The organism is Winogradskyella sp. (assembly GCF_028282165.1).
In the GTDB taxonomy this organism is placed as follows: Bacteria; Bacteroidota; Bacteroidia; order Flavobacteriales; family Flavobacteriaceae; genus Winogradskyella.
Genome location: NZ_JANQIM010000001.1, coordinates 1 through 13,378, shown reverse-complemented (window position 1 = coordinate 13,378; position 13,378 = coordinate 1). Strand labels below are relative to the sequence as shown.

At 37.0% G+C, this 13,378-nt stretch carries 9 protein-coding genes; 4 read left to right on the top strand and 5 right to left on the bottom strand.

What is annotated here, in order from left to right; translation table 11 throughout:
- Positions 1-32 precede the first annotated feature (32 nt).
- Both secDF and Q0972_RS00040 read left to right on the top strand, forming a co-directional pair.
- Positions 33-3,080 carry a protein translocase subunit SecDF gene (secDF, locus tag Q0972_RS00045; RefSeq protein WP_299361001.1) on the top strand — a complete coding sequence of 1,016 codons (3,048 nt, stop codon included), beginning with the start codon at positions 33-35 and terminating at the stop codon, positions 3,078-3,080.
- A 152-nt stretch (positions 3,081-3,232) separates the two neighbouring features.
- On the top strand, positions 3,233-5,266 hold the full coding sequence (locus Q0972_RS00040; protein WP_299360998.1) for a PKD domain-containing protein: 2,034 nt from the start codon (positions 3,233-3,235) through the stop codon (positions 5,264-5,266).
- Here Q0972_RS00040 and Q0972_RS00035 read toward each other — a convergent pair.
- The 5 genes from Q0972_RS00035 to folE form a co-directional block, all read right to left on the bottom strand.
- A complete protein-coding gene (locus Q0972_RS00035) occupies positions 5,256-5,753 on the bottom strand; it encodes a DUF192 domain-containing protein (RefSeq protein WP_299360996.1) in 498 nt (165 codons plus the stop codon). The genes Q0972_RS00040 and Q0972_RS00035 overlap by 11 nt on opposite strands.
- The gene (lgt, locus tag Q0972_RS00030) at positions 5,753-6,583 is read right to left on the bottom strand and encodes a prolipoprotein diacylglyceryl transferase (RefSeq protein WP_299360994.1); all 831 of its coding nucleotides are present in this window, start codon (positions 6,581-6,583) and stop codon (positions 5,753-5,755) included. The genes Q0972_RS00035 and lgt overlap by 1 nt, the downstream gene beginning before the upstream one ends.
- A gap of 185 nt (positions 6,584-6,768) precedes the next feature.
- A complete protein-coding gene (yidD, locus tag Q0972_RS00025; protein WP_299360991.1) occupies positions 6,769-7,005 on the bottom strand; it encodes a membrane protein insertion efficiency factor YidD in 237 nt (78 codons plus the stop codon).
- A 2-nt stretch (positions 7,006-7,007) separates the two neighbouring features.
- A complete protein-coding gene (gene cysS, locus Q0972_RS00020; protein ID WP_299360988.1) occupies positions 7,008-8,492 on the bottom strand; it encodes a cysteine--tRNA ligase in 1,485 nt (494 codons plus the stop codon).
- A 58-nt stretch (positions 8,493-8,550) separates the two neighbouring features.
- The gene (gene folE / locus Q0972_RS00015) at positions 8,551-9,228 is read right to left on the bottom strand and encodes a GTP cyclohydrolase I FolE (RefSeq protein WP_299360985.1); all 678 of its coding nucleotides are present in this window, start codon (positions 9,226-9,228) and stop codon (positions 8,551-8,553) included.
- Positions 9,229-9,425: 197 nt separating this feature from the next.
- Between folE and Q0972_RS00010 the strand changes: the two genes are divergently transcribed.
- The gene (locus Q0972_RS00010; protein ID WP_299360984.1) at positions 9,426-9,872 is read left to right on the top strand and encodes a hypothetical protein; all 447 of its coding nucleotides are present in this window, start codon (positions 9,426-9,428) and stop codon (positions 9,870-9,872) included.
- Positions 9,873-9,900: 28 nt separating this feature from the next.
- Positions 9,901-13,378 (top strand): PKD domain-containing protein (locus Q0972_RS00005; RefSeq protein WP_299360981.1); only part of this gene is annotated, 3,478 nt, incomplete at its 3' end.

The following is a 13,378-nucleotide window of genomic DNA, read 5'->3' as shown; positions in this document are numbered from 1 at the left end:
CGCGTTAAAAATTAGACGTAAAACAAAACAAAATGCAAAACAAAGGAATAATTAAACTGTTTGCGCTGTTATTTGGTTTGGTAAGTATTTACCAGTTGTCTTTTACATTTAAAGCTAACCAAATTGAAGACGAGGCTAAAGTAGCTGCTATCGCTAAGTACGACGAAACAGTAAAGGATTACCAAGATTTAAGAACCCAAGCCGAAATAGATTACTTAGATTCTTTAAAGACATCCAAGATTCAGGTAGGTGAGAAGTCCGAGTCCATTGAAGTCTATGATTTATTAATATCTCAATATAACTATAATGAGGTAGAAAGTAACGCCATGAAATTGGGTCTGGATCTCAAAGGTGGTATTAATGCCATTATCCAGATTTCTGTAAAGGATATACTAAAGGGATTAGCTAATAATAGTAAGGATCCGGTATTTAATAAAGCTTTGGCCGATGCAGAGGAGCTACAAAAAAACGCTCAAGAATCGTATTTGGAATCGTTTTTTAGAGCCTTCGACGCGATTAAAGGCGATACAAAATTGGCCTCGCCAGATATCTTTGCCAATCGTGATTTGAGCGATGACATAAAATTTGATATGTCAGATGATGAAGTTAAAAGTGTTTTAGAGAAAAAAATAGATGAGTCTATAGTCTCTGCATTTGAAGTATTACGTAATCGTATCGACGGTTTTGGAGTTTCGTCACCAAATATTCAACGTTTAGGAAACTCAGGTCGTATACTTATAGAATTACCAGGAGCCAGAGACAAGAAGCGTGTGGTAGATATCATTACTAAAACTGCGCAGTTACAGTTTTGGGACACTTACAAAACAGAAGAATTATTTCCTTATGTAGCCCAAGTAAACCAAGCCATGGTTGACGCAGCAAAAGAAACTGAAGATGAAGCAGATGAGACCGAGGTAAATGAAGTAGAACAAGATTCTACCACGAGTACTATTGATGAATTAACAGGGCAAATTGAAGCAGATACTACCAATGTTGCAGATATTAATCCGCTAGGGATTCAGAGTATTGGAGGTGGACCGGTAATAGCGAGATTCTTAGCCAAGGATAAAAAGAAAGTCTTAGAGGCACTTAATGCGCCACAGAATAGAGCAAAATTGCCTTCAGAAATGCGTTATGCTAAATTTGTTTGGGGCATTCAGGCGAAGGATTCTGAATTTTCAGAACTTTATGCCATAAAAAGCAATAGAGATGGTATGCCTCAATTGAGTGGTGCCGTTATAACTGATGCAAGACAAGATTACGACCAAATTAGTAGACCGGCTGTAAGTATGCAGATGAATGCAAAAGGGGCTAAAACTTGGGAAGAAATGACTAAAGTAGCATACGAAACCCAAGGTTATATTGCCATTGTCTTAGACGATATTGTGTATTCAGCACCAAGTGTAACTTCTGGGCCAATTTCTGGTGGAAATTCACAAATTTCCGGTGCATTCTCTTTAACAGAAGCTGTAGATTTAGCCAATGTGTTAAGAGCTGGTAAATTACCAGCATCAGCAGAAATTGTCCAAGCCGATGAGGTAGGTCCATCACTAGGGCAAGAGGCTATTGACAGCGGAATGAAATCCTTCCTTATAGCCTTAGCCTTCGTTTTAATCTGGATGATTTTCTATTACGGTAAAGCCGGTATTTTTGCTGATGTTGCACTATTGCTCAATATCTTATTGATCTTTGGTGTGCTGGCCAGCTTAGGGGCAGTATTAACCTTGCCAGGTATTGCAGGTATCGTATTAACCATTGGTATTTCGGTAGATGCCAATGTACTTATTTTTGAGCGTATCCGTGAAGAGTTGGCCAAAGGGAAATCGCAAAAAGAATCAATTAAAGATGGTTTCGCTAACGCACTATCTTCAATTTTAGATGCAAACATTACTACGGGTTTAACTGCATTAATTCTATTTGTATTTGGCACAGGTCCAATTAAAGGTTTCGCAACAACATTAATCATCGGTATTTTAACCTCATTGTTCACAGCTATATTTATTACACGTTTGTTGATTGATTGGTGGGCGAATAGAGGAGGAACTTTGGATTTTGCTACAGCAATGACAAAGGGCTTATTTAAGAATGTTAATATTAACTTCTTAAAGAAGCGTAAGATTGCTTACGTGATTTCTGGAGTACTACTTGCAGCAAGTTTAGGGTCTTTATTCACTACAGGATTGGACCAAGGTATTGATTTTGTTGGTGGTAGAACTTACCAAGTACGATTTGAACAACCTGTTAGTACTGAAGAAATTACCAATGTATTAAATGATCCAGCGGTTTTTGGAAGCGCAGAAGTAAAGACTATTGGCGCTGCAAACCAATTAAAAATCTCTACAAAATATAAGGTAGAAGATAACTCGGTAGAAGCTGATGATGAAGTACAAGAAAAACTTTTTGAAGCTTTAAAACCTTACTTACCAGACGGAATGACTTACACACAGTTTCAAGATGGTTCTGGCGAGGCAAAAATAGGTAAGATGTTATCGAGCAAAGTGAGTCCAACTATTGCAGATGATATTAAAAAATCGTCCTTTTGGGCTGTTTTAGGGTCTTTAGTAGTGGTTTTCCTATATATCTTATTCAGATTTAAAAGATGGCAGTTTTCATTGGGAGCTGTTGCTGCGGTTTTCCATGATGTTTTAATAGTGTTGGGTATATTCTCTTTAACATGGAAGTTTATGCCATTCAGTATGGAAATAGACCAAGCATTTATCGCAGCAATCTTAACAGTAATAGGTTACTCGCTTAATGATACCGTGGTTGTATTCGATAGAATTAGAGAATTCCTAAACGAGCATACATCTTGGGAATTTGGAAAAACAATCAATGCATCATTAAATAGTACATTAAGTAGAACCTTAAATACGTCGGTGACAACCTTAGTGGTATTATTGGCGATGTTCATTTTTGGAGCGGACTCCTTAAGAGGATTATTGTTTGCTTTAATCGTAGGTGTTATTGTCGGTACCTATTCTTCGATGTTCATCGCAACACCATTAATGTATGATACAGCTAAAAAAGGTGATGCGGCAGAGTCACTCAAGAAAAAAGTAAAAGAAGAAGACGAAGAATAATTGTCGGTTTCTAATATGGATTAAAAAAGCCTTTCTGAAAAGAAAGGCTTTTTTGTCATTGAACGCGACTTTTTACTTTTTATCCGTCTAATCAGAAAGGAGTAGGAAAAAACCATACCTTATGCTTATAATTTCCAATCCAATCAATTACCATGAGAAAAACACTACTCTTCTTATTTTGCATTACTTCATTGATAGGTTTTAGTCAAGACGTATTAATGCAAAATGGAACCATAAATGCTTGTACAGGATTATTTTATGATTCTGGTGGTGAATTTTCAAATTATGGCAATAATGAAGATTTTGTGTTCACAATTTGTCCAGAAGAAGTAGGGCAAAGGGTAAAGCTAGATTTTACAGAATTTTCTACCCAGCTTAATATAGATATTATGACCATATATGATGGTAGTGATAATACCTCCGAAATCGTAGGCATCTATTCAGGCGCAATGTCTCCAGGTCTAGTTTTTGCAGGTTTTAACAATCCAACAGGTTGCCTAACCATTGAGTTTATTTCCAATGATTCTGGGAATGGATCAGGATGGGCAGCCGAAATATCATGTACCATGCCTTGTCAAGATATAACCGCACAGATAGACTCTACACTTCCGGTTGCTAACGCAGAGGGTGTAATTGAAGTTTGTGTTGGCGATAATATTAGCTTTAATGGTAGTGGGATTTTTGAAAATGATGGAACTGGAGCTAGCTATAGTTGGGACTTAGGCGATGGGACAAATGCTTTGGGTGAGAGTATTAATGTGTCCTATGATACGCCAGGTGTTTATTTAGTGAATTTGGATATTAGAGATACCAACATGGACAATTTTATGGATGGTTGTCCCAATACAAATACCATAAATCAGATTGTGCGTGTTTCTGGTAGACCAGATTTTACAGGAACCCAAGCAGCTGATAGTACATTGTGTTTTGGAGATACTACAACAATTGAAGGTGTGGCAAGTCCATTGACTTTGTTTTACAATTGCCCACCACCTGAAAGTGAAGAAACCTTTTTGCCAGATGGTAGCGGCGCGGCTTATAGTACATGTATCAATGTAACATGTTTTGATGATAATGCGGTTCTGACTGATGTTTCTCAGATTTTTGATATTTGTTTGAATATGGAACATTCTTATTCGGGTGATTTAGATATTTTTATTCAGAGCCCAAGTGGTCAAGAAATCGAGTTATTTACCCAAGCTGGTGGAGGTACATATTTTGGAGGTGCTAATGATGATGAGTCATTAAATCCTGGTGAAGGCGAAAATTACTGCTTCTCAATGAGTGCTACGACTTTGTTAGCAGACGCTCCAACAGAAATAAATGGTACTAATCCTCCAGCTAATTCTTGGATACCTGGTACATATCTCCCTTTTGAGAATTTTGATGCTTTATTGGGCAGTCCTTTAAATGGGGAATGGTGTATCAGGATTGTAGACAATCTTGCCATAGATAATGGTTATATTTTTTCTTGGGAGCTCAATTTTGATGAAAGTGTGCCCCAAGAAGATTTTGAATATATACCATCAATAATTTCACAAAGTTGGGATGTAGACCCAAGCATAGTTGAAACTAATGACAATACAATTACAGTTGACCCACCAACTGCAGGAGAACATTGTTACACGTTTAGAACTATGGATGAATTTGGGTGTGAATATACGCAAGATGTTTGTGTAACTGTTACTGCTGAAGGACAGCCACCAACAACATTTTACGAAGATTTAGATGGTGATGGCTTTGGTGATCCTAATAGTTCTATAGAAGATTGTTCCAATATTCCTCCTTTTGGTTATGCAGATAATGGTTTAGATTGTAACGATTCAAATAATCAAATTAACCCGGGAGCAGCGGATTCTGAGGGAAATGGAATAGATGAGAATTGTGACGGAGTAGATGGAAATATACTTAGTGTTAATGACATCGGTATTAACGATATAAAGGTACTGACTAACCCATTTAAAAGTGCTATTACAATTGACATACCAGTTATGATGTTAGGAAGCTCTATCGATATTAGAATTTATGATTTGAGTGGTCGATTGATTTTTGAAAAAGCTTATACAGACCTTAACGAACAGATCACTATTAGCTCAATCGATCATCTAGAGAGTGCACAATACTTTCTAAAAATATCTAATGATGATATCGGTTTAAATCTAACAAAGAAGTTAATTAAGATTTAGAAAACTCAATCGTATCACCAACCTCGAGTTGCCATTCATCAGAAAGTCCTGCGTTGATTTCCAAAACATATTTGGCAGGGACTTCAGAGGGAAGTGATGTTTCATCAAAAGGTTTAGTGTTTTTCTGAAAACTTACTATGGTTTTGTCTTCGCCTATATAAATAATATCTAAAGGAATTTTAGTGTTCTTCATATAGAAACTGCGCATTTGCATATCAGGAAATACAAATAGCATACCTTGTTGTATACCAAGTTCGGTTCTATACATTAAACCTGTTTGAGTCTCATATTCATTATCGGCAATTTCAATATCCAATGTCTTTGTAATAGAATCAGAGCCGGATTTTTTTAGGTGTAAAACACCTTCCTTCTTAAAACTGACCACAATTTTATCTTCTGTTTTTACCGTCTTTTGATCTTCACAGCTAACTAGTAAGATTAGGCCGACAACTAAAAATATGTATTTGCAGGATAAACGAAACTGCATTATTCCATTGCTTTTTTAGGTTTGTAAACAAACATAAAATAAAGACCAATTAAAATAAAAGGTACACTAAGCACCTGTCCTGTATTCATAAACCAAACGTAGTCATCGCGTCCTTCAACTTGAGCTTCCTTAACAAACTCTATAAAAAATCTAATGGTCCACAGAAAAACAAGGAACAGACCAAACAAAAATCCCTCTTGTTTAGCTTTATTGGTTTTCCAATAGAAATAAAACAAAACCAAAAACACAAAAATGTAACAAAAAGCCTCATACAATTGAGCAGGGTGCCGTGCAAAATTCTCACCATTTTGTTTAAATACGACACCGAAAACACTATCTGTTTTAGTACCAACAATTTCCGAATTGATAAAATTGCCTATTCTCACAAAAACAGCACCTAGAGCAGTAGCAATAACTATGCGATCCAGCATCCAAAGCACGGTCTTCTTTAAGACTCTCTTATTAAAAAGATACATCGAAATAATCATTCCAATTGCCGCGCCGTGGCTTGCCAAGCCTGCAAAACCTGTAAAACGAATACCGTCCTTAAAACTAAATGGCAAAAAGATACTAAAGAAGTCTTCTTTAAACAATTCAGGTTGATAAAAGATAACATGCCCCAATCGCGCTCCAATCATAATACCTAAAACCGAGTAAATAAATAAAGAATCTAAGGTGTCGCTAGTTTGATTTTCGTTTTTCCATATGCGCTTAGTAATGTAGAAGCCTAGTACAAAAGCTATAATCCACATAAGGCTATAAAAATGAAGTTCGAAAAAACCTAAATCGATAGATTTAATAGGATTCCAATCAATCTGTAATAATTGCATAGATGTTTACTTTATGGCGTAAATATACTATTTTGAAAACGATTGAAAACGAGATTAACGTTATATTAATCGTCTTTTGGTGGTACAGGATCATAACCTTTTCCACCCCAGGGCGACAGAGCGAAAACGAAAATGTACGGTGTACATTTTAAGCGAATGGGCGAGAAGGTGTGCGGGAAAAATTTTCAGTTGTCATCCTTGTCAGGTACAGGATCATAACCTTTTCCACCCCATGGATGACAACTGAAAATACGTTTCAAAGCTAATTTACCACCCTTAAAAAGACCATGTACTTCCAAAGCCTCTTTAGCATAATGCGAACATGTTGGTTGGTATCTGCATGTAGCGGGAGTGATAGGAGAAATAAAGATTTGATAGATTTTGATTAAGAACAAAAAAGGATATGTAAGCAGTTTTTTCACGATTAATTATTGGTCGTAAATGTTGTGCCTTCCCTACTGTCCTTTAACTGAATTCCAACGTCAGCGAGTTCATTTCTTATCTTGTCTGATAAAGCAAAATCTTTATTCTGTCTTGCTTCATTTCTGAGATTAATTAAAATTTCAACTGCACCAGATAATTTATCGGCACTAGAATCTTCTTTGACAACATTAACCAAACCAAGCACATTAAATGCGAAGTCGTTCATAGTTTTCTTTAAAATTTCTAGGTCATTAGAAGTTAGTGAAGCCTTATTATTTTTAATTTGATTAACCAATTTTGAAGCTTCAAAAAGATGAGCAATAAGAATAGGTGAGTTAAAATCATCATTCATGGCATCGTAACACTTTTGTCGCCATTCTGAAACATTAAATGTTGAAACATTTCCAGAATTTAAAGTATCAAGCGTATTAATCGCTTCCATAAGTCTATTATAACCTTTTTCACTTGCCAGTAAACCATCATCTGTAAGGTCTAAAATACTTCTGTAAGACGACTGAGCGTTAAAGAAACGAATAACACTTGGCGAATATGCTTTACTGAAAAAATCATTATCGCCAGAAAGTAATTCATGGGGATTTACAGTATTACCGGTACTTTTAGCCATACGTTGTCCATTGAGATGAAGCATATTGGCGTGCATCCAATAGTTAACTGGAGAACAACCCTTTGCAGCTTCATTCTGGGCAATTTCACATTCGTGATGTGGAAATTTTAAGTCCATACCACCACCATGAATATCAAATTTATCGCCCAGATACTTTGTACTCATGGCTGTACATTCTAAATGCCAACCAGGAAAACCGTCACCCCATGGTGAAGGCCAGCGCATTATATGTTGTGGTTCCGCACGCTTCCAAAGTGCAAAATCCTGCGGATTTTTCTTGTCAGATTGTCCGTCGAGAACTCTGGTATTGTGTATGAGGTCTTCAAGCTTTCGTTTGCTTAACTTTCCATACTCTTTTACTTTATTAAATTTATGAACATCAAAATACACGGAGCCATTAACGACGTAAGCAAATCCGTTATCAATAATGGTTTTGACTAGTTCTATTTGTTCTATGATATGACCTGTAGCCGTAGGTTCTATACTTGGTGGTAGAAAATTAAGAGTCTTTAATACATTATGAAAATCTAAAGTATAGCGTTGTACAACCTCCATAGGTTCTATTTGTTCTAAACGCGCTTTTTTAGTGATTTTGTCTTCACCTGAGTCGGCATCATTTTCTAAGTGGCCAGCGTCGGTAATATTTCTAACATACCGTACTTTATACCCTAAATGTTTTAGGTATCTGTAAACCATATCAAAAGACATAAAAGTCCTTACATTGCCTAGATGCACATTACTATATACAGTTGGTCCACATACATACATGCCTACATTGCCTTCGGTAATTGGGGCAAATACTTCCTTTTCTCCTGTTAAAGAGTTGTAAATTTTTATGGTTTGTGAATCGTAAAGAGGCATAGAGCTTGTTTCAATAAATATTTGAACAAAGCTAAAGAACTAACACAGATTAAACAAGCTAAAATTGCGTATCTAGTTGAATGTAATCCAAGAATTCTCTTCGCGTTTCCTTTTCTTTGAATTTTCCGCCAAACTCTGAAGTTACGGTACTGCAATCAACATCTCTAATGCCGCGAGAATTAACGCAAAGATGTTTAGCATCTATAACGCAAGCTACATCTTCTGTATTTAAAACACTTTGCAATTCCCTTACAATTTGAATGGTAAGGCGCTCCTGTACTTGAGGGCGCTTAGCAAAATAATCTACGATTCTATTCATCTTAGAAAGACCAACGACTTTCCCGCTAGAAATATATGCAACATGAGCTTTACCAACGATTGGGAGTAAGTGGTGTTCACAAGTAGAATAAACAGTGATGTTTTTTTCTACGAGCATTTCACCATACTTGTATTTATTTTCAAATGTTGAGGCACTTGGTTTTTTATCTGGATCTAAGCCACCAAAGATTTCATTAACAAACATCTTTGCAACTCTATTAGGTGTGCCACTAAGGCTATCATCACTAAGATCAAGACCTAAAGTTTCCATTATATGTCTTACATCATCTTTAATGATATCTATTTTTTCTTCATTAGATAATTTAAAAGCATCTTGTCGCATAGGTGTGTCACTAGAAGTACCTATGTGACTATCTCCTAAAGCATCAATATCATTAAAATCGCTATCGATTTTCATAATTAAATTGTATTTATTTGATCAGATAATCAGTATACCTGAAATAGAACTGCAAAGATAAGCAATAAAAATAGTATGGCTAGGGTAGGAGATTCAGATTTAAATTTGTTATATAGACGAAATGCTATATTTAATAGATTAAATTACTGTTAAGTTATCATAAATTTATTACTTTCCACGTTCAAAATTATTTAAATATGAAAAGACTGACCATTGTATTTTGTACTTTCCTATTCAGTATTAATCTAACTATCTCCCAAGATCATCAAAAATTTGTTAATTATCCCAAAAATATTGATGATGCACTATCTATTGAAGAAAAGGCAATGATAATTGAGGTGTATGGTGAAGACGCTGCAGAAAAATATATTTTTAGTATTCCTCAACGTTTAAAGGATACCAAACATATTTTAAGAAACAGGTTTGAGATAGTAGAACTCAAAAATAAAGATCTTTCTAAACTCAAGAAGCTTTCGGAGATTCCAATATTTGATGTTTATATGGATATCAAAAGAGACCAAACTATTGATTTAGAAAACTTTAATCCTCTCAAATATCAATTCAATTTTTATGGTAAACTCAGTCAATACGTAAGAATTGACAATACGTCTTATGTAATTATTATAAAGTCTCAATTTGAATAGAACAACAAGTTGTTTAAATAAAAAAATAATGAAAAATAAATTACTAGCCCTTATAACAATTTTAATCACTAGTATAGGATTTTCGCAAGATTTAAATATGCAAAACGGAACATTTAATCAATGTTCGGGTACTTTTTATGATTCTGGTGGAGAGTTTGGCCAATACGGTAATAACGAGAATCTGGTTTTGACCATATGTCCCGATACACCGGGATTTATGGTGCAATTAAACTTTGATTTTTTTGCCACTCAAGCTGGAGCAGATACAATGAGTATATACAATGGTGATGATACCACGGCCACACTACTAGGGACCTATGATGGCGTAAATAACCCTGGCTTTGTAACAGCCACACCAGCTATTAATCCTTCGGGATGTCTTACTATAGAGTTTACATCAGATGGTGCGGCGGCTACACCAGGATGGGAGGCCACAATTTCTTGTCTTGAGCCATGTCAAAATATCACAGCTCAAATTGATAATACCATACCTGCTGCTGATATGGACGGCGCTATTAAAGTTTGCCCAGGTGACGATATTACTTTTACAGGTGGCGGTATTTTTTCAGATGATCCAACAGGTGCGACCTATGAGTGGGACTTTGGTGATAATACTACTGATAGTGGACAAACAGTAGTACACTCCTACGATACTCCAGGAGTATATTTAGTTAATTTAATAGTTAGAGATGATAATTTTAGTGCTGATCCTCAAGGGTGTTCTAGTAATAATGTACTTGATCAAATAATACAAGTTGGAACTGAACCTGATTTTTCTGTTACTCAAGCTGCAAATTCAACATTGTGCTATGGTGAAAGTACGACTATTACAGGTTCTGCGATGCCAACAGAATTTATTTTTGATTGTACTCCAGCTGTCGGTTCTCAGACTAGCTTACCAGATGGAAATGGCGTTAGTTACACATCTGGTACAATAGTTGAAAATTGTTACGATGATTCAGAAGTAATCGTTGATGGTAGTCAAATAGCCTCAGTATGTTTGAATATTGAACACTCATTTTCTGGGGATTTAGATATCTTTTTAGAAAGCCCAAGCGGTGTCCAGGTTCAATTATTTGCTCAAGCAGGTGGTGGTATATATTTTGGAGGAGCTGACAATAATGACAATGGCGTTCCTGGTGTTGGGGCAGATTATTGTTTTTCCATGGATGCAACAACATTACTTCAAAATGCAAATACGGTCATAGCAGGATCTAATCCGCCTAATAACTCTTGGGAACCTGGAACGTATTTGCCGGTTGGTAATTTCGATGATTTTATTGGAAGTCCTATCAATGGCGATTGGACCATAATAATAACGGATAATATACCAGTAGATGATGGGACTATTTTCTTCTGGAGTTTAGAGTTTGATCCATCTTTGCAACCGCCCTTATTATCCTTTACACCAACAATTACATCCGAAGCTTGGGATGCAGATCCTACAATAACTAATACAACTGGAAATGTAATCACTGTTACACCTCCAGATGCTGGTCAATATTGCTATACATATAGAGTTACTGATGATTTTGGTTGCGAATATACCGAAGAGGTTTGTATCGATGTATTACCTGAATTAATAACTGAATTACCAAATAATCTCGTAATTTGTGATCCAGGTTCGGCACCCTACATCTTTGATTTAGAAATAAATACTCCCATTGTTACTGCAAGTGCACCTAACGCTGGTGATTTGGTTGTAACTTATCATAACAGTCAATTAGATGCAGAGAATGATGTCGGCGAAATTGTAGATACCAATAACTATTCTGGAACAGATGGAGAAACTATTTATGTAAGAATTGAATATTTAACATCTGGATGTAATGAGGTTTTCCCTTTTACATTAGGTCTTTCAGGACAGCCAGTTATTAATCCAGTCGGTAATCTTGAACTGTGTGACGACGGATTGAATGACGGTACTGAATTGTTTAATTTAGAGTCACAGACTTTAGGTATTCTTGGAGCTCAGAACCCTTCAGATTTTGAAGTAACTTATCATTTAAGTTTTGCAGATGCTGATGGAGATGTAGGGGCTTTATCAAGTCCATTCCCTAATACAATTAATCCTCAGCCAATTTTTGTAAGAGTTGAGAGTATAGGGGACTCTAGTTGCTATAATGCATCTGTTAATGCCGTATTTAATCTTATTGTGAACCCAAGCGATGATTCGTCTTTTAATATTACTCCTACCTGTGATGGTGCAACCATAAATATTACTGGTACTGTAGGTGGAACATTCACATTTAATCCAGTACCTACTGATGCCGCGGTTATTGATGTTAATACAGGTGAAGTTACTGGAGGCACATCAGGAACAAGTTATACAATAGAATATACAACTAACGGAATTTGCCCTTCAACGAGTTCTCAAACATTTAGTGTTTTAACCCTTGATGATGCAACCTTTAACCTTAATCCAAGCTGCGATGGAGGTACAGCAACAGTAACAGGTACAATAGGTGGTATATTTACGTTTGAGCCCGATCCTATGGACGGTTCAGTAATCGATACTGGGACTGGTGAAGTGACAGGTGCTCAACCAGGTGCGAGCTATACGATTCGTTACACGACTACAGGTGTTTGCCCATCGTCTAGCACCGAGATTTTAACGGTACTCACGTTTGATGATCCGAGTTTTATAATGACGGCTACTTGTGATGGAGGCACAGCGACCGTAACTGGTGATGCAGGTGGAACCTTTGCATTTAATCCAATCCCCACTGATGCTGCAGTTATAGATGCCGCAACAGGTACAGTTACTAATGGTGTATCTGGTACTACTTATACAGTTGAATATACAACATCGGGTGCATGCCCTCAGTTCTCGACCCAGGATGTTACGGTCATAGATGCTGATGATGCGAGCTTTACAGTAACACCAACTTGTGATGGAGGTACTGTTACGCTAACAGGCACTCCTGGCGGAGTATTTACTTTTGTAGTATTGCCAACGGACAGTGCAGTAATCGATCCAGTTACAGGAGAAGTTACGGGTGGAACACCTGGAACTACTTATACAATAAGCTATACAACAAGCGGTGTGTGTTCCGAAACGCAGAGCTTGGATTTTGATACTTTAGCTATAGACGATGCGAGCTTTACAGTAGCGCCGACCTGCGATGGTGGTTTGGTCACGCTAACGGGTACAATGGGCGGTACGTTTAGTTTTAATCCTTTACCTCCTGATGCGGCAGTAATAGATATTAATACAGGTGATGTTACAAACGGTACGCCAGGAGAGACTTATACGATAGAATACATCACAACAGGTGTTTGTCCGAATAGTAGTTCGGTCGAGTTTACAGTCCACCCTTTGCCAGTTTTTGCAGAGCCCGATCCCTTGGAGGTCTGCGACGACGGTGTTCCCGACGGTCTCACATCGATCGACCTAACGCTGCGCAGCGGTGATATCAGCGGCAACAACCCGGTCTATTCGGTGAGCTACTACCTTACGCAGGGGGATGCAGAGCTTGGCCAGGGCGCCCTTGGGATCCCCTATA

Coding starts and splice junctions, on each gene's coding strand:
- secDF (WP_299361001.1), top strand. CDS start 33: ATGCAAAACAAAGGAATAATTAAACTGTTTGCGCTGTTATTTGGTTTG.
- Q0972_RS00040 (WP_299360998.1), top strand. CDS start 3,233: ATGAGAAAAACACTACTCTTCTTATTTTGCATTACTTCATTGATAGGT.
- Q0972_RS00035 (WP_299360996.1), bottom strand. CDS start 5,753: ATGCAGTTTCGTTTATCCTGCAAATACATATTTTTAGTTGTCGGCCTA.
- lgt (WP_299360994.1), bottom strand. CDS start 6,583: ATGCAATTATTACAGATTGATTGGAATCCTATTAAATCTATCGATTTA.
- cysS (WP_299360988.1), bottom strand. CDS start 8,492: ATGCCTCTTTACGATTCACAAACCATAAAAATTTACAACTCTTTAACA.
- folE (WP_299360985.1), bottom strand. CDS start 9,228: ATGAAAATCGATAGCGATTTTAATGATATTGATGCTTTAGGAGATAGT.
- Q0972_RS00010 (WP_299360984.1), top strand. CDS start 9,426: ATGAAAAGACTGACCATTGTATTTTGTACTTTCCTATTCAGTATTAAT.